Here is a 20,568-nt window from a genome sequence, read left to right on the forward strand (position 1 = left end):
ATCGGGAAGGGCTCAGCGTCGTGTCAGCCGCGCTCCTCCTCTTCAGCCTCTTCAGCCTCCAAGCGCCGGATTCCCTGATGCGTCAGCGTGACCATTGCGGGTGTATTTCCCTGTGCCCAGTCGACTGTGATGAGCCCCTCGCCCGCCAGATACGCGCACGCTGCGGCCAGGTCCTGCTCAGGCATCCGGAGATCGTCGCGCAGCTTCGCCCCGGTGACGCCGAGGAGGCGATTGCCTTCCGTGGTCTCGTACAGGGTCTTCATGATCGCTTCGCGGTAGTTCTTCCGCTCGTGGAGTGTTGCCATGATTGCCGCCGACTCGTGCCGGGCACCATCGAGGGTCCTTGCCTCAGATTTCGCCCGTCTGTGTGCGGTCCTGCTCGGAGGACCGACTGGCTGCCGGCCAGGACCGCGCCGGCTGTGCCGTGTGCGTGGTGTCCACGGTGAGGTGGAGGCGGGTTCCGCCGTCGCTGCCGGCGGGGTAGCTGCGCTGTTCGGTGGCGGCGAAGCAGCGACGGGGTGCCTCTGCGACCCGACGGGCGGCCTCGGGGGACGCTGCGACGATACGCACCTCCGCATGCCTGCCCGAGGGTGGTGGCTCCGGTGGCTTCATGATGACCTCGTTCATCAGGATGACGTGCCGGTGGGCGGGGCGGGCGTTGTCCCGCCACACCCACCGCCCCCGGTCAGGAGAAGGTCATGCGTCATCCGCTGCCGCGTCGCGGTGTTCGCGGTGGCTGGTGGGGGTGACGACGGGCGATCCGGCATGCTCTGTCGGCCGTCGGCCCTTCCGGTTCCGTCGGCCGATCCCCGGCAAGGTGTCGCCGTAGTGGAATGCTGCGATCCGCTCGTCGTGCTGGCCATTGAGCAGATGGATCCACAGCGCTCCTGCGATGATCATGACGATGATCACGGACACGGTGATGGCGATCTCCATGACCTCACATCCCTCGGGCGGAGCGCACGGAACCGGGCGGGTTCGGGTTCTCGGCCGCCGCTGAGGTGTGCCCGCCTTCGGTCTCCCATGCCTCTTCCTGGTCGAGCGACTCCTGCACCTCTCGGGAGGCGTCCTCTTTCGCCATCAGGGCGCTGGCGGTGGCGAGCCCGCCTGGGGTGGCTGCGGCGGCCATCAGTCGGGCGGCGGCAGCCGCATCGGTCTCCGGCGGGATCACCAGCAGATCCCAGCGACCTGAGGTGTAGGAGAGGAGGATCAGCTTGTGCGGGTCCTGCTCGTTGGCGAACCAGCCCACGTGCACCTTGTGCCCGGCCACGGCCACCTTGCGAGGGATCACGGACCAGTGGGTCGGGTTCACCGTGACACGCGTGATCCGGCCCCAGCACGCGTCCAGCACGTCGACGAGGTCGGGCAGTTCACGGGAAAGATCGCGAGAGCGAGGCCACCAGGCACCGTCCAGAAGCCCCGGAGCCGACCCCATCGGGGTCAGAGACAGGCGAGCCGGTGTTGAGGTCACGCGCTCACTGAAGGTCAAACGGTCGATGGTCGCGGTCATGGCGCGGACCTGTCCCCGGGGCTTCGATGTCCCGGTGTTGTTGCTCGCCGAGAACGACATCGGCGTGGGAGCCGGTATGCGAAATATTCCCGGTGTCTCCACTGTACTCCGGGCACGGTCCGGTGACCCGCGCGTGAGCCATTTGCCGCCGGCGCGCAGGGAAACGCCGTGTCCGGTAACCGGTGGCCGACGTTCCACGACAGGGGCGACGATTTCGCACAAGGGCCGTCTGCGGTGCCCCATAGTCCCGTATGCAAGAGAGCACGGAAGCCAGAGGAACCACCGCCTGAACTAGCCTCGCGAACGGCCGCCGCGTAGTGGCCTACTCGTACTCCCACGCACGGCCGGTCTGCCGGTACTCCTCCACAGGAATCGGCGCAACCTCGGTCCGCATCCGGGCGGTGTACAGCAACCCGTCGAGGTGGTCGACTTCGTGGTGGATGAGGCGGGCAAGGCCGCGGTCGTACACGGTGATCACGGTCTCACCAGTCAGAGCGGTGGTCTCGACGTTGATCTGCAGGGGGCGGGGAACGAGGCCGCGGACGTCGAAGAAGCTCAGGCAGCCCTCATACTGCTCGTCCACCTCGTCGGAGCGGGAGGTGATCCGCGGGTTGAGCAGGATGATGGCGGGGCGTCGCCAGGTGGCTGGACGACGGCGGCGGCGCGGGCGATGCCGATCTGCGGGGCTGCGATGCCCATGCCCTTGGCGATCGCCGTCGTCTCGCCCTGGCAGGTAGCCGTGAGATCGAACTCATCCCAGGTCAGCGGGGCCGCCCCTTGCCGCCGCGTTTCACCGTTCGGAGAAGACGCGGTTCACCCGCGGTGAACCTCGGGTCCTGGCGCTTGCCGCGGGAAGAACGGCGGTGTCCGAGATCGCCCGGAAGCCGGATATTGCCGTGTGGACGCTGCGGAATCATATGGCCGCGGCCGTCGGGGAATCCGGCGCGCGCAGCCGGATTCAGCGGTGTCTTGCTTCGTGGGACCGGTAAAGGCACCTCCTCACATTTCGCCGCCATCACCCGACCGTCACGTGGCGGATCCGGGCCGAGCAAGTATATTCAGGTCAAATTGCACCCCCGTTTCCATTCGAGGAAAAATGATTAGCATCTTCTACGATGTACCTCTTTGGCCTTCGGCGCTCATCTTCATCCTGGTTTTCGGCGCAATCGCAATGGCGGGAACGCTGGCGGTGCGAAAGTACCTCACGGAAACCATCGACAGGGAGCCAAAGTGGGGGGATATCTGTCAAGTCTTCTCCAATGCCATCATCGTGTTCTACGGACTCCTGGTCGCCTTGATCATCGTCGCAACCTATCAAGATTTTTCGACAGCGTCCTCGTCGACCCAGACAGAGGCAAACGAAATCTCCCACTCCTACAGGCTCATCGAGGCCTTCCCGGAGCCGGACAGAGGAAGAATGCAAGATGACATCAAAGCCTACCTAGACTGCGTGCTGGAAAAGGAGTGGCCGGCGCAGAGTCAGGGTGCCAACCCGACACGCCTATGCCGCCAAGAGGTCACCGACTTCCTCAACAAGCTATACAAATTCGAGCCCACCACAAACAGGCAGAACGCGATCTACCAAGAAACGCTTTCAGCTTACGGAGACTTCCTGGATGCGCGGCGCGGGCGCCTCGGAGAGGTGAACCAAACAATTCCCGCAGTGCTGTGGGTCATTGTCTACGTTGGGGCGATCTCAACTCTGGGGTCGATTTTCCTACTGCCCGTGAAGTCGATGAGAATGCATACTCTGATTTCACTCATGGCGAGCACGACTCTAGCTCTGATGATTTTCGTGATCGCGGCAATGGACGACCCCTTCAGGGGCGAACTCAAAATTGAACCCACCCAATACGAGGATCTTCGAATTTCGTTCGAGCCTCTCGCCGAACCGCAGTCCGTCAGACCCAAGGGCATTGTATGAAGCAGGTCCGTCCGATTCACGCGCCCTGAAATGTCCCCATGATCTCGGACACGCGACCGTCGCGCCGCGAGGGCGTGCCGATGACGCCCTCACCGGATGAATCCGGACAGCTCTCGACCGTGCAAGGAACTCTTGGGCAGCATTCATCGGGTAGATCGACATCAGGCGAGTGTGTTCCCGAATTCATCTTGGCTCGCACCTGTCCGCCTTCCCCCGGTCGGTGGAGGTGGCTTTCCCCAGGTTGATGGGCCGGTTGGTGGAGTCGAGGGGAACGTGATGCGGGTCATAGTCGAGTCATCGCCTCTCAAGAGGTACTGCGAACGCCGGTGACGGTGGATGAAAGACGAAGCCCGTTCCGCCGGGCCCGGTCGCAGCATCGACGGAGGTGGCCATGTGGACGGCTCTCCGGTTCCTGTGCGTACACGGCGTGCTGTCCGGAGTCCGGACAGTTGAGGTCGGGGCTCTTTCCCTGCTGAGGAAAAGGAATTAGTCATGAACCGTCTGACCAAGACAGCAATTGCGGCTGCCGCTGCTGGGGCGCTCGTGTTCGGAAGTTCCGCGATGGCCAGCGCGGCGACTACCAGCACAACCACCGAGATCAGCCAGAGTGTCGCCCAGCCGAAGAAGGGCACGGTGGTGGACCTCCCCGTTGACCGCGTGCTCAAGGCGAAGATGTAGTGCACGGTGGTGGACTTCCCCGCCGCGCCGGGCCCGTCGATACGGCCGTTGCCGGCTGACGGCAACCCGGTTGGTGTCAGCTGCTCGGTTCTCGGCTGAACGGTGTCCGCCTCGACTCAGTGACCGGACTCCTTCGGGGCCCGGTCACTGAGTTCATTCAGAGTGGCCACTGATCGAGTGATGGCTGAGCCGAAGCCCGGCAGGCGTCACACAGGCAGGCCTGCCGTCGCTGTGGCCGAGGCGACGTGCGTTGGACTCGACCAGCTGAACACCGATGCCACCGAGGCCGGTTGAGGCGGCCAGAGATTGTCAGTGGCTGGTGACAGGATCACCGGCATGGTCTTTGTACGTTCTACTCCGCCGCGGTCCGTGGATGTGACCGCGGTCTTTCCCGAACTGGCGCCGTTGGCGCGTCCCGCGATTCGGCTGCACCCGCGTCCCGGGGCGCCTTCGGCACAGGAGAGCTCGGTCGGGGGGCCGTTGCTGTGGCCGGCCGATGAGCCATGGCCGCACTGCGAAGCCTCGCACCTGCACGTGGACAGCGGGTTTCGCGAGTCACCGGACGACGTGCGGCTTAAGAGACGCATGCAGGCCCGGTGGCACCGTGATCACAACGGCCGTGGGACAACGCCCGAGGAGGCGGCGATCAAGGAGCGGAACGCCGAGAGGCTCGCGGAGCGACTCGACGCCGGCCCTCCGCCCGCGGATTGCCCGGTCCCCATGCTGCCCGTGGCCCAACTGTACGTGCGCGACATACCCCTATTGCGGCCGCCCGGACAGGCCGATCTGCTCCAGGTTTTGTGGTGCCCCTACGACCACGATCCGGATCACAAGCCGTCGACCGCATTGTTCTGGCGGTCCGCCGCCGAGGTCGTCGAGATCCTCGCCACACCGCCCGAGCCGTACGAGGTGAACCATGGGGGCTATCTGCCGGAGCCGTGTGTGCTGGCACCGGAAGCGATCACCGAGTACCCCAACAGCCTCGATCTGAGCCCGCAGATGCGGCTGATGGTGGAGGACTGGAGCAGATGGCAAGCGGCCGGCGCCGGCGTGGACAGCTCCTACGCGGAATATCCGCGGGAGTTCTATGACGTCCATCTGGCAGACGCGCCCGGCTGGAAGGTCGGCGGCTGGCCTCCGTGGGGTCGCACCGACCCCTACCCCCGGTACTGCACGGTCTGTGATGTGCAGATGGTCCCGCTGCTGACCATCGCCTCCTTCGAATGGGACGGCAGCCAGGGCCACAGCTGGGCACCTTACGAAGACCAAGACGCCGCAAACGCTGGCGGGCACTGCTGCGGCCAGAGCCCCTCTCAGCCGACCAAAATCGAAGTCGGCAGCACCGACAACATGCAGATCTACGTCTGCCCGACCTCCCCCGAGCATCCGCACACCGACCTGATCCAATGAGCTGACGGGCCTGTCACGCACCCTCCCGTAGCCGGTGACAGAAGTGCCGCCGAGCCGGGGTGTGTGACATGCCGTTCGCCTCGCGGCAGAGGGAGCCGCAACGTACGAGGCTCCTGTGCCGTTGGGCGAGGCTCCGAATACCTCCCGCAACGGCACAGGAGCCTCATTGGTCCCGTACCCTGCCGCACTCGACCTGCCCCATGCCCTGGTCGAGTGGGTCACGATGCTCATCGTCACCCGTGAGGGCGACCGGCGGTGCAAACTTCCGCCGCACCAACGTGCGCTGGCCGCACTCGTGTACCTGCGCCGCCACGACACCCTCGCCCGAATCGCCGCGGCGTTCGGGATATCCGTCGGCACCGCCCACGCCTACGTCACCGCGGTCACCGGTCTACTCGCCGAGCAGGCGCCGGGCCTGCTGAAGACGCTGCGCGCGCACGACCCGGACTTCGTCCTCCTGGACGGCACGCTCGCCGAGTGCGACCGGGTCGGCGACGGCCGGGCCGACTACTCCTCGAAACACAAGCGACACGGGGTGAACGTGCAGGTCGTCACGGACCCGGCCGGCGAGATTCTGTGGCTGTCACCGGCATTGCCGGGCCGGACCCACGACCTGACGGCTGCCCGTACCCACAAGATCCCCCGGATCTGCGCGCGCCAGGGCGTCCCGATCCTCGCCGACATGGCCTACATCGGCGCGGGCGGCTGGGTCACCACCGCCAAGCGCCGCCCACCAGGCGGTGAACTCACCCTCACCGAAAGGACCGTGAACCGGGCCCTGTCCGCGGCCCGGGCACCCGTCGAACGAGGCATGGCCCGGCTGAAGTCCTGGCAGATCTTCCGCAGATCCCGCATCAGCCCCAACCGCATGAGCATCATCACCAAAGCCGTCCTCACCCTGGAGAGGCAACGCTGAATACGCTCACTGTCGTCCTCTGCCCGTCGTCCGCCTGCCTCCGGTCCGTGACACGGGTCGGCGTTGAGTCGAACGCGCGAACGCGCGGCTGTGTCAGGCGGACAGGAGTTCCACCTTGCCCGAGTCGAGCAGGTAGTAGGCACCGACCACGTCGAGGGAGCCCTCCTTCACGAGTGGGGCGAGGTCCTGGTTGGAGCACAGAGCCTCCGCTGTCAGTGCGGCCTGGGCGCGGGCATGGGATTCGGCCTCGCCGGCCCTCTGTTCGCCCACCGGGTCCAGCGTTCCAGCCCTTTCCGTGGCCGGTTCCGAGGACCGTACCGGCCACGGCGGCGCGGAGGGTCCGTCCCGCGGACGGCGGGACGGACCCTCCGCGCCGGGCTCGGGAGTCAGCCGACCTGCTGCGCCCCTCCGGACCCCAGCAGGTCGCGGAGTTCCGCGACCGCGTCACGCAGGCGGTCCGCGAAGGCGTGCATCCGGTCCGCGACCGGCAGCGGGGTGCTCAGATAGAGGTTGAAGCGCTCGGGGAGCAGTACGTAGGCCACCCCGATGCAGCGGCTGCTGGTGGATCCGAAGCCGAAGAACTGGATGTTGCGGGAGGGCCCGGAGCTGGTGCTGAGGTAGTCGTCGCGCAGCTTCAGCCAGCCCGGGGTGCGGTAGAGCGCGGGCTGCTCGGTGACGCCGAGCTCCGGGCCGCGGCGGCGCTGGACGAGTTCCAGTTCCCACAGGTGCTGTTCGGGCGCCTGTCCGGCCTGGGACGCCTTCGCACGCGCCACATGGGCGTCGGCCGCGGCGCGGAAGGCGGCGAGGCGCCCGGCCGGGGACGCGTCGGGATCCTCCATCGCCGTGACGAACGCCCGCATCTCCGGTGTGACGACGCGCATGGCCTCGGTGCGCCCGTTGCGGTACTGCCGGGTGGCGATCGATTCGTACGTGGCGCCCAGGAACCCCTGGGCCCGCTGGTGGGCGAGCTGGTAGGCGCACTGGACGAAGGCGTCCGGGGACATGCCCAGGGACTTGGCCGTGGTGCTGCCGAAGTCCGGGAAGCACACGGTGGTGGTCGCGGTGGCCTCTCCGTACGCGGCGAAGGACTCCGCGGCGGCGCGCACCTTCTCCCTGAGCGGCGCGTTCAGCGTGAAGACGACCGGCTCCGACGCGGGCAGGCCCTGGGAGCGGGCCCCCGAGCGGCGGGAGTGCTCCTCGGCCGGGGTGTCCAGGAGGAAGTCGGTGAAGCCGAGGATGGTGGTGCCGTCGAGTTCGCAGTGCTCGACGTTGATGCCCGCGCGACCGTCCGCGAAGACGACGAACGACACGGCCTTGTCGAACCAGCGGTTCCCGCGGTCGCCGTACAGCAGTTCGTCGCATGCCTCCTGGAACCCGGCGGGTGCGAAGTCCTCCAGGCAGACGCAGAACAGCGCGGTTTCGACGACGTCCAGCGACTCCGCGTTGCGGGGGTCGGCGTGCAGCAGTTCCGCACGGGCGGACGCCCACTCCGCACGCGCCATCGTGGTGAGGTGGCCCACCGAGGTGCCCGGTGCGGCGGGCTCCGCTCCGGCCTTCACGACCGCGCCGAGTCCGGCCTCCAGTTCCTCCAGCCCGTAGGGGACGCCGTCCGGGCCGAGCACGTCCAGCCGGAACATGGCGCCGCGGAAGAACACCACGATGTGCCGGGCACCGGACGGTCCGGGCCGGTCGTGCCCGTAGGGGGCGCGGACGGTGTCCTGGGGCACGCCCGGGATCCTGGTGGTGGAGTAGAGGAACGTGTTCTGCACCATCGACTGGGGCACTCCGCGCTGCACCACGGGCGGGAGCTGCTCCCGGTCGAGCAGGCCCTTGTGGTGCAGCGCCCCCGCGATCAGCCCGGCCGCGCGGGGCAGTTGCCCCTCGTCTGTGTCCTGGAACAGGAAGAAGAAGTTGGCGTTGAGCGCGATGCGGTCCCGCCGGCCCAGGTAGCGGTACGGCCAGAACATGTCCAGCCAGCTGTGCACGCCCTCGGTGGCGTCGTACTCCTCCAGTGCCGCGTGCAGGACGCGGCCGGGACCGTCGGGCCGGAGGAAGGCGGCGACCTCCGCCTCGGTCGCAGCGAGTTCGTCCGCGGTGAGCAGCGGAGCGCACCAGGCGAGGAACCGCTCGCAGCTCGCCTCCGGCGTCGGCAGCGGTACGCGCGGCAGGCTCGCCTCGTTGGCGAAGGTGGAGGGGGCCGTGCCGGGTGCCGGGGCCTCCGGGTGGGACGTCTGACGGTTGTTCACCACTGGTCTCGTTTCGGGTCGTCGGTGCCTGGGGTGTCGTACGGCCGGGAAAGGTAGAGCTGTGCGTGGAGCCAGCCTTCCGCCTCGAAGCCCCGCGCATCCACCCCGGCGGCCGCCATGCCGTCGAGGACGAGCGCCTGTTCCTCGGGGGAGGCGAACCGCCGCTGTCTGAAGACCTCGCCGATGCGGACGGTGCGGTATCCGAGCTCGGCGAGGGTCTGTTCGACCTGGTCGAAGGGGAACATCCGCAGCACGAAGTGCGCCATCCACGGCAGGCGTCCGCCCTGGGCCCGGACCACCCGCGTCAGCGTCCGCTCGGTGACGTAGCCGAGGCAGCCCGTCGAGATCACCAGGTCCGTGCCGGCGAGCTGGGCGTGCTGGCGGGGCGTGGGATCGTGGTTCTCCAGGTCGGCGTGGACCGCGTCGTCGAGGAAGCCCGCCTCGAGGGCGTAGGCCAGCGCGCTGCCGGCGGCGTCCAGACCCACGAAGCGAAGGGGCTGTGCGGGGCGGCGGCGGCGGGCCAGCTCACGGTCGCGGGCCAGCAGGGCCGCGCGGCTGTCGTCCGCGGCCCGGGCGGCGCCGTAGCGGTCGTACAGCTCGTCCAGGGTCGCGTCGTACTTCACCAGCGCGGCGTTGATGCCGTAGGAGCAGCCGATGTCCAGCACCTGCGGCACGGTGACCTGCCGGGACTCGCGATACTCCTGGATCAGCTTGGTGAACCAGGGTTTGGCCTGCTGAGGGACGCAGTAGCCGAGGGGGCGGAGCACGGTGAAGTACGTGCGGGGGTCCGGCTGGGTGTAGATGTGGTCGAGGGAGACTTTTCCGGTGGCGTCGAATCGCACGGGGTTCTGCTCCTCCGGGGGGTAGCTGTGTGGGAAACGCCTGCGGGCCGGGACGGACACGCTGCCCGGCCGCAGTGGTCCGGCGTTGGTGGGCGGGGGACGCGTGTGCCGGTGGCCGTGGGCTGTTGTGCCGGCGCCGTGGACGTGTGGGGCCGCGTGCGGGGTGGCCCGGAGGACCGGGCGGGGCCCGGGTGAACGGCGCCTAGTGCTGTGACCGGAAGGGTTCACCGGCTCGCGACGCCCGGCACCTCGCGGCGTTGTCGGAGTCGCCCGAGTACGCCCAGTACGAGGGCGATCCTCCGCCTTACGATGCACCGCACCGTACGCCGCGAGTTTCCCGGCAAACCTTACCGGCCACAGCACTAGTCCAGCAGCCGGTCGCCCCGCACGGCACTGCCCTCCGCCTCCAGGTGCTCGGGCAGCACCCGTCCGAACAGCTGCCGGGTCCGGGCGACGCTCCCGATGACGCCGGGGCGCTCACTGTAGGCGAAGATCGCGGAGTGGCGGGCGGTCCCGCCCCGGACCGGGCTCACCCGGTGCAGCGAGTAGCGGCCCTTGAAGAGCTGCAGATCGCCGGGCCGCAGGGGCAGGCGGCGGACCAGCCGGCCGCCGCGGCCGTCGAGGACGTCCCGTACGCCGGCGAAGTTCTCGTCCTGCGCGGACCTGATGCCGGGGCAGTACTCGAAGACGCCGCCGTCCTCGGGCTCCCGGGTGAGCATGCTGACGGTGAACTCGTTGGTGTCGAAGTGCCAGGGGTGCTCCATGCCGGGCGGGACCACGTTGAGGACCAGTCCGGAGAGCGGGTCGGCCAGTTCGTGCAGCCGCGGCAGCCCGAAGCAGCGGGCGACGAACTCCCTGAACACGTCGTTCGAGTAGAGCCGGCCGATCAGCGAGTCCCCGGGAATGCGGTCCCTGGCGACGAACGCGTTGCCGCGCTGGAACGTCCTCCGGCCGGGATGGTCCTCGGGCAGGTCCGAGTCGACGGCGATGTTGTAGACGTTCACCGTTTCGACGTCGTGGTACGCACGGGGGGCGAGCGCCGAGCCCTCCTCGCGCAGGACGTCCTGGAGGGACGGGCGGATGAAGTCGGGCAGCACGGTGCAGCCGAGGTCGGACAGCTCGCGCCGGGCGCGGGCGACCACCGCCCGTCCCTCGGCGCCGTCGAGCTCCGACAGCGGATACCGGTTCGTGTCGACCACCTGGGCAAGCGTCATGGCTTCCAGTGTGCTCATTCGATCCTCTCGGTATGCGGGCCGACGGGCGACCCCAACTCAACTGAGGAACATCAGAGTTGAACTTCCCACAGCCCCGGCCGCTTGTCTGTGACACGTCACACGGGCGAGGCGCCGGGGCGGCGTCCGGGACGGCGGGGCAGGCGGACGGGTCGAGCGCGGCGCGCGGCCCCCGGGCAGGTGCGCCCGGGGACCGCGGAAGGCGCGTCCCGGCGTCGGACCGCCGCCGTCCGTCGCTTGAGGGTCGCGGGTGCCGGTGCCGCCGGTGCAGGCGGTCTCGCGGGCCCTCAGTCCACGTGGTGGATCAGTGAACGCACCATGCGGCACGTCGTGTCGGACGGCGGATGGATGCCGATGCGCTCGGCCGTGGTGCGGATCCGCCGGTTGCTCGCGTTCGCCGGGTGGTAGACACCCGTGTCGAGCAGCGCGATGGCCAGGCGCATGGCCTTGAGCCGGCGGTTGTGGGATTCGTACCACTCGCGCGGGAGTCCCGCGGGCAGTGGCCTCTTCGCCGGCGCGGGCGGTGCCGGCAGGTGCTCCGGCCGCCTGCCCCTCCTCTTCGCGGCCCCCGTACCCGCCCCCCTCCTCGTGCCCTGCTCCATCCCCGTCCCCGTCATCGTCGTGATTGCGGCAACGCCCATCGGCGACCTCCTGGCGCGGTGGTTGGTCCCTCACGAACTAGTTCGATTTTATCGCCCACCACTGACAATCACCCCAGGCCAAAGGAGGTTCAGAGGTGTTCGAGTGGGGCACGGGAGTACAGTGCCGCAATGGAGATCTGGATCAATCCCGCGTGCTCGAAGTGCCGCAGCGCGCTGCGTCTGCTCGACGAGGAGGGCGCGTCGTACACGGTGCGCCGCTACCTCGACGACGTACCGTCGGAGAAGGAGATCCGCGAGGTCCTCGAACGGCTCGGGCTGGAGCCGTGGGACATCGCCCGGACCCAGGAGGCGATCGCGGGGGAGCTCGGCATGAAGGGCTGGCCCAGGGACGCGGACTCGCGCGCCCGGTGGATCGCGGCGCTCTCCGCGCACCCGAAGCTGATCCAGCGTCCGATCATCACGGCGGACGACGGCACTGCCGTGGTGGCGCGCACCGACGAGGCGGTACGGGACGCACTCGGCCGCTGAACGCACCGATCGCGCCGGACCGCACGGACGAACCGGACGACGAACCGCACGGACGGGCATGCCGCCGAGGACGGTGACAGCAGCGTCGGTACCGACGGCAGCGACGACGGCGACGGTGTTCGAAGCGATGCCGGGATGACCGGGACGACGGCGCCCGGCGGCCGGCCTTGAACCTCCAGGCCCCCGCCCACCTGCGAAAACTTAAGCCGCAGTTAAGGAAGTCGCCGCTGAGACGTTGAGCGCGGCCCTCGGCCTACTCGTACGTAACGGCACACGGAACCGATCCGGCCGCCGTTCAGAGCCGGGGACAGGAGCCTTACGTGTCGCGCAAGAAGACCCTCAGCGGCAAGAAGAAGATCGCGCTCATGATCGGTGCCACGGCACTGGTCGGCGGCACTGCGATTGTCATGACCGGAACAAGCAATGCCTCGGCGGCCTGTGACGGCCTCGCCCAGGCGGTGCGCAACAACGAGAACTTCATCGCGGGCCAACGGGCCAATCCCGACGCCCAGTCGGAAGCACGGATCGCCAACCGCGAGGCGGTGATCAGGCAGATCAACCTCCAGCAGGAAGCCGCCGGCTGTGCGAAGGGCTCCGGCGGAGGGGATCAGACGGCGGCTTCGGCCCAGCCTGAGGCCGATGGAGGCCAGGCGGCCGGAGGTACGGGCGCGGGTGGCGACGCGGCCGGGGAGGTCGTCTGCGCCGGCCAGAACCTCACGTTCTCCAACGACGGCGGAGCACCGGCGGCCTCCAGCGGCCAGTTCCCGATCGGCACCCAGCTCAAGGTCACCAACCTGGCCAACGACAAGACCACCACCGTCGAGGTCACATCGACTTCCGGTAGCTGCGCGCTGCTGAACGCCGCGGCCTTCGAGCAGGTCCGCGAGGCGGGCAAGAACGTGATCCGCGAGGTCCGCATCGAGCGCCTCGGCGCGGGCGGTGGCGGCGGCGAGGCCGCCGAGCCCCCGGCCGCCGAGCAGCCGCCCGCGGACCAGGCAGGCGGAGGGGACCAGGCAGGTGCCGCCGGTGAGATCGTCTGCGCCGGATCGACCGTGACGCTGTCCGGTGAGGGCGGTGCTCCGGCGGCCTCCAGCGGCCAGTTCCCGGTCGGCACCCGGCTGAAGGTGACGAACCTCGACAACGACAAGTCGACGACCGTCGAGGTCACGTCGGCTTCCGGCAGCTGCGCGCTGCTCAACAACGCCGCGTTCGAGCAGGTCCGGGAGCCCGGGAAGTTCCTGATCCGCAACGCCCGCATCGAGCGCGTCGGCTGACGCGCCCCCTGCTCCCGGGTGCCCGCGGGCACCCGGGGGGGGAGCGGGTACGGACGGGATCACGAAGCCGTGGGGTCCCGTCCGCCCGGCCCGGCCTCTTCGTGGCCGGAGGCTCCGCGTCAGTGCAACGGCCCCGAACCGCACGGCACTCGGGCCCCGGCGTCCCACAACCGAGGGGTGCGGGTTCAGCCCCCGGCCGCCCCGGGCCGCGCCTCCTCCAGCCGCTCTTCCGCCTGCGCCAGGATCTCCGTGATCCGCAGGCCCAGACGTACGTCGCAGGCGTGCGGATCGCCCGTGCGGACGGATTGCAGCAGGGCGTCCACCGCCGAGCGGAACGAGCCGACCGCGTCGCTCCACGGGGGCATGGGCACGCGGCCCCGCTCCCCGTACAGGTCGATGCTCGCGCCGGCCGCCTCGGGGGGCGCGCTCAGGCCCACGGTGGCGGTGCTCGACGCCCCGGACGCGTGCCGGAACGCCAGATGGGCGGTGTCGGCCGGGCCGCGCAACGCCGTCAGCTCCGTGATGTCGCCCAGCACCGGCAGCAGCACCGACAGCACATGGGGGCCGACGTCCCACAGCCCGCCCTTCTCCCGCCGCCAGGGCGAGGCGGCGTACGGGCTCGCCGAGCCGGGCCCGAAGAGCGAGCCGAGCCAGTGCGCCCGGCCCGTGAACCAGCCGCCCGCGGCGGCCTGTTCGGCGATCCACGGGGCCGTGTCCGCGGCGAACCGCAGGGTGCAGAAGACGACGGACGCGACCCCCGTACCCTCCACCGCCGCCACCACCTCACGGGCCCCGGACACCGTCGTCGCCACCGGCTTGTCCAGGAGCAGATGCCGTCCGGCGGCGGCCGCGCGGGCCGCCAGCGGGGCCTGGACGTCGGGCGGCAGGGCGAACGCGACGGCGTCGCTCGCCCCGATGAGCTCGTCCACATCCTCGTACGCCTTCACCCCGTGGGCCGACGCGAGCGCGGCGGCGGCCTCCGGGCGCCGCCCCCACACACCGCCGAGGACGGCCCCCGGGTGCGCGGCGAGAGCCGGTGCCTGGGTGCGCTCCGCCCAGGGGCCCGTTCCGACCAGTCCGATGCGCAGTCTCGTCATGCGGCCAGTCTGCCCCCGCGGGCGGCAGGGGAAGAGCGGGAGACGGGTGGTCACCCGCCGGGCCGCGGCGCACCGTCCGTCAGGCCCGGGAAGCCGCCCGGCCGGACCGCCGGTCGGCTCGCAGGGGCTGCCGGTCAGACGGCCGCCGCGGCGGGTGTCACGACGCCCTCCCCCGACGCGCTGCCGGGCCCTCGTCCCCGGCGACTCGCGGGTCAGCGGGTCAGCGGGTCAGCGGGTCAGCGGGTCAGCGGGTCAGCGGGTCAGCGGGGCGTATACGACGGGTTCGGCCCCGCGGCCGGGCGTCCTNGCGTATACGACGGGTTCGGCCCCGCGGCCGGGCGTCCTCGCGCAGCGCTTCCGGTACGCCTCGGTGCTCTTGCGCGCCCCGCGCCGTTCCCGTACCCGTCGGCCGGGTACGGGAGCGTCCTCCCGGACGGTCCGCGGAGGCCCGGTCCGGTTCACCCGGCCGTGCTCCACCGGGACCCCGGTCCGGGGCGTTCGCCCGCGATCGGGGGGAATCGGGGCGCACGGGGGTTCCGGGGACCGCGGGATCCCCGAGTAACACGGGGTTCACAACCGAGCAATGGCCGGGAAATCCGGGGTTGCGAAGCTGCGCCTCATACCCGCTGCACCCGCAAAGGATGAGGGCCCGTGACCATCAAGGCTGAGTACATCTGGATCGACGGCACCGAGCCGACCGCGAAGCTCCGCTCGAAGACGAAGATTCTGACGGGTGCCGCCGCAGACGTCTCCGAGCTTCCCATCTGGGGCTTCGACGGGTCCAGCACCAACCAGGCCGAGGGTCACGCGTCCGACTGCGTGCTGAAGCCGGTCTTCTCGTGTCCCGACCCGATCCGCGGCGGCGACGACGTGCTGGTGCTGTGCGAGGTCCTGAACACGGACATGACCCCGCACCCGTCCAACACGCGGGCCCAACTGGTCGAGGTCGCGGAGAAGTTCGCCGCCCAGGAGCCGATCTTCGGCATCGAGCAGGAGTACACCTTCTTCGACGGGGACCGTCCGCTCGGCTTCCCCGTCGGCGGCTTCCCGGCCCCGCAGGGCGGCTACTACTGCGGTGTCGGCTCCGACGAGATCCACGGCCGTGACGTCGTCGAGGCGCACCTGGAGAACTGCCTGCAGGCGGGTCTCGGCATCTCCGGCATCAACGCCGAGGTCATGCCCGGTCAGTGGGAGTTCCAGGTCGGCCCGCTCGCACCCCTGGAGGTCGCGGACCAGCTGTGGATCGCCCGCTGGCTGCTGTACCGCACCGCAGAGGACTTCGACGTCTCCGCGACGCTCGACCCGAAGCCGGTGAAGGGCGACTGGAACGGCGCCGGCGCGCACACCAACTTCTCCACGAAGGCGATGCGCGAGGGCTACGACGCGATCATCACCGCGTGCGAGTCGCTGGGCGAGGGTTCCAAGCCGCTGGACCACGTCAAGAACTACGGCGCCGGCATCGACGACCGTCTGACCGGTCTGCACGAGACGGCCCCCTGGAACGAGTACAGCTACGGCGTCTCAGACCGCGGCGCCTCGGTGCGCATCCCGTGGCAGGTCGAGAAGGACGGCAAGGGCTACATCGAGGACCGCCGTCCCAACGCGAACGTCGACCCGTACGTGGTGACCCGCCTGCTGGTGGACACCTGCTGCTCCGCGCTGGAGAAGGCCGGCCAGGTCTGATCCCGCAGCCGCTTCGGAAGGGGCGCCCGCCGGTTGACCGGCGGGCGCCCCTTCCGCGTCGCCGGGGACACGAGCACCGCGACGGCGGACACGACCCGCCGACCGGCAGCCGTCGCTCCCGGCGCCCGCCGCTCCGCTCGCGTCTCCCGTCCCGGCCCGGTTTCCCCCTGCCCGGTCGCGTCCGCGGTCAGGCCCTCCGCCACGTTCTCCGCCACGTCCCCCACCACGGAGCAGGGCGCGGACCGCAGCGGGCCCGGAGCGGGGCCACAGGCCTGAGCGGGCCGGGCCGGGGGCGCGGAAGCGCCACGCTCCCCGGGCCGGCCCCGTGCCGTCAGGCCGCCGTGGACCGGCGGCGTGCCCGGGCCACCAGGCCCAGGGCGAGGTCGACGGCGAGGAACACCAGCAGACTGATGCCGAGCATCGGCACGAACCAGCCCACCAGGACGGTCAGCGCGGCGAGCGGCATCATCGCCGTCACCGGAACCCTGCGCCACGCGCCGCGCGGGACGGCGCGCCCGAACCGGAAGGGTCCGCCGGAGGCGGCCGGGGCGTCGTCGCCGTCGGCGGACCGCCGGTCCCTGGTCGGGCGGCGCTGCCACCACATGCGGTAGCCCCACACGATCAGCATGATCAGCGCGACCATGAGGGCGGCCAGGACGATCTGGTTGGCCGGGCCGAACAGCACGCCCATGTGGGCGTCGATGCCGAACCGGGTCAGCTTCGCGAGCAACGGGTAGTCGGAGAACCGGAGTTCGTCCATGATCCGGGCGTCGGCCGGGTCGATCGCCACGGAGTCCAGATGGACCGGGAAGAGGGTGTCGGTCTCCTTGACGACGTAACCGCTGCCCTCGGCGGGGAGGATCACCGAGATCCGGCCCTCGACACCGACCCCCGCGGCGGCAGCGACCGCGTTGTCGACGCCGATGTCCGCACCCCGGTGGGCGTCCCCGTGGCCGCCGTCGCCGTGGCCTTCGTGCCCGTCCGGGGCCGCGCCGTCGAGGGTCGCCGCGACGGCGGGGGTGGCGCCACCGAGTTGGTCCCGCACCGCGCCGATGTTCTCACCCGCGTACTTCGACCAGGTCAGACCGGTGGCGGAGAGCACCACCAGACCGGCCACCGCCCACAGGCCGACGGAGCCGTGCCAGGACAGGGTGCGGCGGCGACCCCCGGCGCCGCGTTCGGGCACGAGCAGGGCCCGCTTCGAGGCCCGCTTGCGGCCGATCCACAGCAGCAGCCCGCCGAGGGCGACCACCCACAGCCAGCTGGCCGCGAGTTCGCTGTAGTTGCGGCCGAGGTCGCCGAGGTGCAGGTCACGGTGCAGTTCGTCGATCCAGGTGCGCAGCGGGAGCGCGCCGGAGCTGCCGTAGCTGGGCAGTTCGCCGCGTGTCTCCGCGGTGTACGGGTCGACGAAGACGGCGAGCGACCTGCCCTCCTCGACCTCGGGGCTGTTCATCAGGACGCGGGTGGTCGCCCCGTCCTCGGCGGAGGGCCAGACCGCCGTGACGGTCCCCTCCGGGTGGGCCTTGCGGGCGGCGGCGACCTGGGAGTCGAGGGGGACCTTCCGCTCGCCGACGTCGGTCGTCAGCTCATGGCTGTAGACGATCTTCTCGGCCTGGAAGGAGAGTGCGTAGAGCAGTCCGCTGGTGGCGGCGACCAGCAGGAGCGGGGCGATGAGGACGCCGGCGTAGAAGTGGAGCCGCAGGACGAGGGGTCGCAGGGCACTCCAGGTGGAGCGTTTCTCCGGTGCGGCGGGCGCCTCGGGGGTGCCGGCACTGCCCCGTACGGGGTCGTCGATGGCCATGGTGGTCCTAGGAGTCGGCGTTGGCATGGGGATCGCGGCCCCCGGTGTCAGACGAGTGCTCCGGGGACCGTGGCGCGGGTGGTCGGGGCGCCGGGTGGGCCCCGCCGGGAGAGGCTGTGCGTGAGGACGACTCCGTGGGGACGACGGGTGCGGTGACCGGGCCGCGCGGGCCGGGCGGGTTCGGGAACGCATGCGGCGGCGAGGAGCAGCCGCAGCGGCGCGAAGGGGGCGGCGCAGACCGTGCCGACGGTCCGCGCCAGCCGGAAGAAGGCCGCCTCGCCCCGTGCGAGCCACAGCGCGCACACCGCGGCGGCGAGGACGTGGGCGGCGAGCATGCCCGCGGGGCCGGTGATGTGCTGCGTCAACTGCGCGACGGCGTCGGCGGCGAGGGTGTCGGCGGAACGCGCGGGCACGGTGCCCGGCACGGCGGCGTCCGCCGTCGTGCCGGGCAGGCCGCCGGCGCTCATGCGGTGGTGCGGCGGGAGGTCTCCCGCGGTGTGGGGTTCGGAGCGGGCGAAGAGCAGATGGAGGGCGCCCTGGACGCCGAGCAGCGCGGCCCCGATGGGGAGGGCGCCGCGGCGCCGGGTGCCCGCGAGCCAGCCCCCCGCCGCGGTGAGCCCCAGCGCGCCCAGCAGGGCGGTGGACGGAAGATCGTGCCCGGACATGAACGAATGCCCCACCGCAGCCAATGTCACGCACACCGCCGCGAATAGTGCGGCTCGGAAGGCGCGCATCGGCGACCGGGCATCCGTCATGGCCCGCACATGGTGCCATCCCCTGGCGTCCTTCCGGCAGACGGGGGGCGCGGCCGGATTCTCCCCGCAGCGGAATTCCGCACGTCGGAGTGGGTGAGCGGGCACGCTCGACACCATGAGACTTCTGGTGCTGGGCGGTACGGAGTTCGTGGGGCGGGCCGTCGTGGAGGCCGCACTGGCCCGCGACTGGCAGGTGACGGTGTTTCACCGGGGGCGCCACGAGGCCCCGGCGGGGGTGCGGGTGCTGTGCGGCGACCGGGTCGCGCCGGACGGGCTCGGCGCACTCGCGGAGGGCGAGTGGGACGCGGTCGTCGACACCTGGTCGGCTGCCCCGTCCGCAGTCCTCGCCCCGGCGCGGCTGCTCGCGGACCGGGTCGGCCACTACGTGTACGTCTCCAGCCGCTCGGTCTACGCGTGGCCGGCGGCCGCGGGGCTCGACGAGGACGGCCCGCTGGTGGAGGGTGCCGCGGCGGACGCCGGGCCGACCGACTACGCCCGCGACAAGCGGGGCGGCGAGCTGGCCGTGACGGAGACCTTCGGTTCCGACCGGTCGCTGCTGGTGCGCGCGGGGCTGATCCTGGGGCCCTGGGAGAACGTGGGCCGGCTGCCGTGGTGGCTGAACCGGACGGCGCGCGGCGGTACGGTGCCCGCGCCGGGTCCGCGCGAGCTGCCGGTGCAGTTCGTGGACGTACGCGATCTCGCCCTCTGGACCCTCGACGCGGCGGAGAAGCGGCTCACCGGTCCCTTCAACCTGGTGTCGCCGCACGGCCACACCACGATGGGCGGGCTGCTGGAGGCCTGCGTCCGGGCGACCGGCTCCGGTGCGGAGCTGCGCTGGCTCGACGCGGAGCGGATCGCCGCGGCCGGGGTGGAGCCCTGGACGGACCTTCCGGTGTGGGTCCCGCGCGGCGAGGCGTACGACGCGATGCACCGCGCCGATGTGTCCAGGGCCCTGGCGGCCGGTCTGCACTGCCGCCCGGCCGAGGAGACGGTCGCCGACACCTGGGCCTGGCTCCGGAGGCTCGGCGGAAGCGCTCCCCTGCGTCCGGACCGGAGCCCGGTCGGCCTGTCCGCGGCCCAGGAGTCGGCGCTGCTCGGCGGCTCCTGAGCACCCGGGCGCCAGGACCGGTCCGCCGCCCCGGCGCACCGGACCGGCTGCGCCCGGCGGGCGCACCCGTGCGGTGCGCGTACCGGGGCACGCGGGCGCGGACGGGCGCAGCCGCGAGGTTTCGCCAACCACCTTCGCGGGCATGCCCGTTGGCACCCGGTGGCATCCGTTTTGCGGATGGAGTTTTCTACGAATTCCGGTCCCGTCTGAACGTGGCGCCGCGCGACTCCGTATGGAACGACGCGCTGCTCCCACCCCGGGATTGGAGTTCCATGGCACGCACAACACGCAAACGCTCAACGCTGGCAAACCGGGCGATCGCCGCCTCGGCTGCCCTGATTCTGGGCGGGGGTGGGCTGATCGCGGTCAATGTCTACGCATCTGCGGGTGAGGGCCGCAGTCAGAACCCCAACGCCAGTGGCCGGTCGCTCTCCACCATCGACTGCCCGGACGTCGGAAACGAACTGGACGAGGTGCCCAAGCAGGCGCGCGCCAACGTCGACCGCGAACTCGCCACACTGGACACCCAGATCACCACGGCGTACAAACGCTTCGCCGACCTCAGGCAGCGGATCGAGCGCGACCCCCGGTACGGGCAACAGCAGATCCTCACCCCGCTGAAGAACGAGCGGACCGTGATCCTCCAGCGGATCGCGGCACTCATCGAGCGCGGCAAGGCTCCCAAGCCCCAGGGCCTGGAGTCCATGGCGTCGTGCACCCTGCGGGCCGACGACAACGACGGCCAGAACCAGGGCGGCGGTCAGGGCGACGGCCAGGACCAGGGTCAGGGTCAGGACAACGGCGGTCAGGACCAGGGCCAGGACAACGGCCAGGGCGGCGGCAACGGCGGTCAGGCCGGCAACGGCCCGGAGCAGTCCGACTTCGTCGACATCCAGTCCGTCCAGCCGAACGTCAGCAACCCGCGCAACGGGCGCGGTGCCTCCCGGGGCACGTTCACGACC

21 protein-coding genes and 1 pseudogene are annotated in these 20,568 nt (G+C 70.6%); 9 read left to right on the forward strand and 13 right to left on the reverse strand.

Annotation, left to right across the window (positions count from 1 at the left end; genetic code table 11):
* Positions 1 to 23: 23 nt before the first annotated feature.
* The 5 genes from QMZ92_RS24160 to QMZ92_RS24180 form a co-directional block, all read right to left on the reverse strand.
* Entirely contained in the window at positions 24 to 305 is a 282-nt protein-coding gene (locus tag QMZ92_RS24160) for a hypothetical protein (RefSeq protein WP_283299569.1), read from the reverse strand.
* A 43-nt stretch (positions 306 to 348) separates the two neighbouring features.
* The gene (locus QMZ92_RS24165) at positions 349 to 612 is read right to left on the reverse strand and encodes a hypothetical protein (RefSeq protein WP_283299588.1); all 264 of its coding nucleotides are present in this window, start codon (positions 610 to 612) and stop codon (positions 349 to 351) included.
* An 84-nt stretch (positions 613 to 696) separates the two neighbouring features.
* Positions 697 to 936, reverse strand: a complete 240-nt coding sequence (locus tag QMZ92_RS24170; RefSeq protein WP_283299570.1) for a hypothetical protein — start codon at positions 934 to 936, stop codon at positions 697 to 699.
* 4 nt (positions 937 to 940) lie between these two features.
* Positions 941 to 1,510, reverse strand: a complete 570-nt coding sequence (locus QMZ92_RS24175; protein WP_283299571.1) for a DUF5994 family protein — start codon at positions 1,508 to 1,510, stop codon at positions 941 to 943.
* Positions 1,511 to 1,832: 322 nt separating this feature from the next.
* Entirely contained in the window at positions 1,833 to 2,093 is a 261-nt protein-coding gene (locus tag QMZ92_RS24180) for a peptide deformylase (RefSeq protein ID WP_283299572.1), read from the reverse strand.
* Between the two features lie 513 nt (positions 2,094 to 2,606).
* On the opposite strand from QMZ92_RS24180, the gene QMZ92_RS24185 reads away from it, so the two are divergent.
* The 4 genes from QMZ92_RS24185 to QMZ92_RS24200 all read left to right on the forward strand — a co-directional run bounded on the left by QMZ92_RS24185 (position 2,607) and on the right by QMZ92_RS24200 (position 6,438).
* Positions 2,607 to 3,434 carry a bestrophin-like domain gene (locus QMZ92_RS24185; RefSeq protein ID WP_283299573.1) on the forward strand — a complete coding sequence of 276 codons (828 nt, stop codon included), beginning with the start codon at positions 2,607 to 2,609 and terminating at the stop codon, positions 3,432 to 3,434.
* 492 nt (positions 3,435 to 3,926) lie between these two features.
* Positions 3,927 to 4,112, forward strand: a complete 186-nt coding sequence (locus tag QMZ92_RS24190) for a hypothetical protein (protein ID WP_283299574.1) — start codon at positions 3,927 to 3,929, stop codon at positions 4,110 to 4,112.
* Positions 4,113 to 4,448: 336 nt separating this feature from the next.
* Positions 4,449 to 5,522, forward strand: coding sequence for a hypothetical protein (locus QMZ92_RS24195; RefSeq protein WP_283299575.1), 1,074 nt, complete (start codon positions 4,449 to 4,451; stop codon positions 5,520 to 5,522).
* Between the two features lie 166 nt (positions 5,523 to 5,688).
* Complete coding sequence (locus tag QMZ92_RS24200) at positions 5,689 to 6,438, forward strand: transposase family protein (RefSeq protein WP_283299576.1); 750 nt, start codon at positions 5,689 to 5,691, stop codon at positions 6,436 to 6,438.
* Positions 6,439 to 6,531: 93 nt separating this feature from the next.
* Here the strand turns inward: QMZ92_RS24200 and QMZ92_RS24205 are convergent, their stop codons facing one another.
* From QMZ92_RS24205 to QMZ92_RS24225, 5 genes are all read right to left on the reverse strand, one after another.
* Positions 6,532 to 6,708: a carbonic anhydrase gene (locus QMZ92_RS24205; protein ID WP_349307755.1), complete on the reverse strand. Its 177-nt coding sequence runs from the start codon at positions 6,706 to 6,708 to the stop codon at positions 6,532 to 6,534.
* Positions 6,709 to 6,824: 116 nt separating this feature from the next.
* Positions 6,825 to 8,684: a choline/carnitine O-acyltransferase gene (locus QMZ92_RS24210; RefSeq protein ID WP_283299577.1), complete on the reverse strand. Its 1,860-nt coding sequence runs from the start codon at positions 8,682 to 8,684 to the stop codon at positions 6,825 to 6,827.
* Positions 8,681 to 9,526: a class I SAM-dependent methyltransferase gene (locus QMZ92_RS24215; RefSeq protein WP_283299578.1), complete on the reverse strand. Its 846-nt coding sequence runs from the start codon at positions 9,524 to 9,526 to the stop codon at positions 8,681 to 8,683. The genes QMZ92_RS24210 and QMZ92_RS24215 overlap by 4 nt, the downstream gene beginning before the upstream one ends.
* Positions 9,527 to 9,888: 362 nt before the next feature.
* Positions 9,889 to 10,758 (reverse strand): HalD/BesD family halogenase, encoded by an 870-nt coding sequence (locus tag QMZ92_RS24220; RefSeq protein WP_283299579.1) that lies wholly within the window; start codon positions 10,756 to 10,758, stop codon positions 9,889 to 9,891.
* Positions 10,759 to 11,045: 287 nt separating this feature from the next.
* Complete coding sequence (locus QMZ92_RS24225; RefSeq protein WP_283299580.1) at positions 11,046 to 11,399, reverse strand: hypothetical protein; 354 nt, start codon at positions 11,397 to 11,399, stop codon at positions 11,046 to 11,048.
* A 129-nt stretch (positions 11,400 to 11,528) separates the two neighbouring features.
* Here QMZ92_RS24225 and QMZ92_RS24230 point away from each other — a divergent pair, with 129 nt between their 5' ends.
* Both QMZ92_RS24230 and QMZ92_RS36095 read left to right on the forward strand, forming a co-directional pair.
* Positions 11,529 to 11,888: an arsenate reductase family protein gene (locus QMZ92_RS24230; protein ID WP_283299581.1), complete on the forward strand. Its 360-nt coding sequence runs from the start codon at positions 11,529 to 11,531 to the stop codon at positions 11,886 to 11,888.
* A gap of 320 nt (positions 11,889 to 12,208) precedes the next feature.
* On the forward strand, positions 12,209 to 13,162 hold the full coding sequence (locus QMZ92_RS36095; protein ID WP_349307756.1) for an SCO2207 family protein: 954 nt from the start codon (positions 12,209 to 12,211) through the stop codon (positions 13,160 to 13,162).
* A 185-nt stretch (positions 13,163 to 13,347) separates the two neighbouring features.
* Here QMZ92_RS36095 and QMZ92_RS24240 read toward each other — a convergent pair whose 3' ends face one another.
* The gene (locus tag QMZ92_RS24240; RefSeq protein ID WP_283299582.1) at positions 13,348 to 14,259 is read right to left on the reverse strand and encodes a Gfo/Idh/MocA family protein; all 912 of its coding nucleotides are present in this window, start codon (positions 14,257 to 14,259) and stop codon (positions 13,348 to 13,350) included.
* Between the two features lie 651 nt (positions 14,260 to 14,910).
* Between QMZ92_RS24240 and glnII the strand changes: the two genes are divergently transcribed.
* The gene (gene glnII / locus QMZ92_RS24245; protein ID WP_283299583.1) at positions 14,911 to 15,942 is read left to right on the forward strand and encodes a glutamine synthetase; all 1,032 of its coding nucleotides are present in this window, start codon (positions 14,911 to 14,913) and stop codon (positions 15,940 to 15,942) included.
* A gap of 331 nt (positions 15,943 to 16,273) precedes the next feature.
* On the opposite strand, the gene QMZ92_RS24250 is transcribed toward glnII, so the two are convergent.
* On the reverse strand, positions 16,274 to 17,743 hold the full coding sequence (locus tag QMZ92_RS24250) for a PepSY-associated TM helix domain-containing protein (protein ID WP_283299584.1): 1,470 nt from the start codon (positions 17,741 to 17,743) through the stop codon (positions 16,274 to 16,276).
* A gap of 47 nt (positions 17,744 to 17,790) precedes the next feature.
* Positions 17,791 to 18,423: a hypothetical protein gene (locus QMZ92_RS24255; protein ID WP_283299585.1), complete on the reverse strand. Its 633-nt coding sequence runs from the start codon at positions 18,421 to 18,423 to the stop codon at positions 17,791 to 17,793.
* Between the two features lie 190 nt (positions 18,424 to 18,613).
* Here QMZ92_RS24255 and QMZ92_RS24260 point away from each other — a divergent pair, with 190 nt between their 5' ends.
* Positions 18,614 to 19,606 carry an NAD-dependent epimerase/dehydratase family protein gene (locus QMZ92_RS24260; RefSeq protein WP_283299586.1) on the forward strand — a complete coding sequence of 331 codons (993 nt, stop codon included), beginning with the start codon at positions 18,614 to 18,616 and terminating at the stop codon, positions 19,604 to 19,606.
* 272 nt (positions 19,607 to 19,878) lie between these two features.
* A pseudogene (locus QMZ92_RS24265) lies at positions 19,879 to 20,568 on the forward strand (DUF1996 domain-containing protein); the annotation flags it as partial.

It is taken from the genome of Streptomyces sp. HNM0645 (assembly GCF_030056615.1).
Classification (GTDB): Bacteria; Actinomycetota; Actinomycetes; order Streptomycetales; family Streptomycetaceae; genus Streptomyces; species Streptomyces marianii.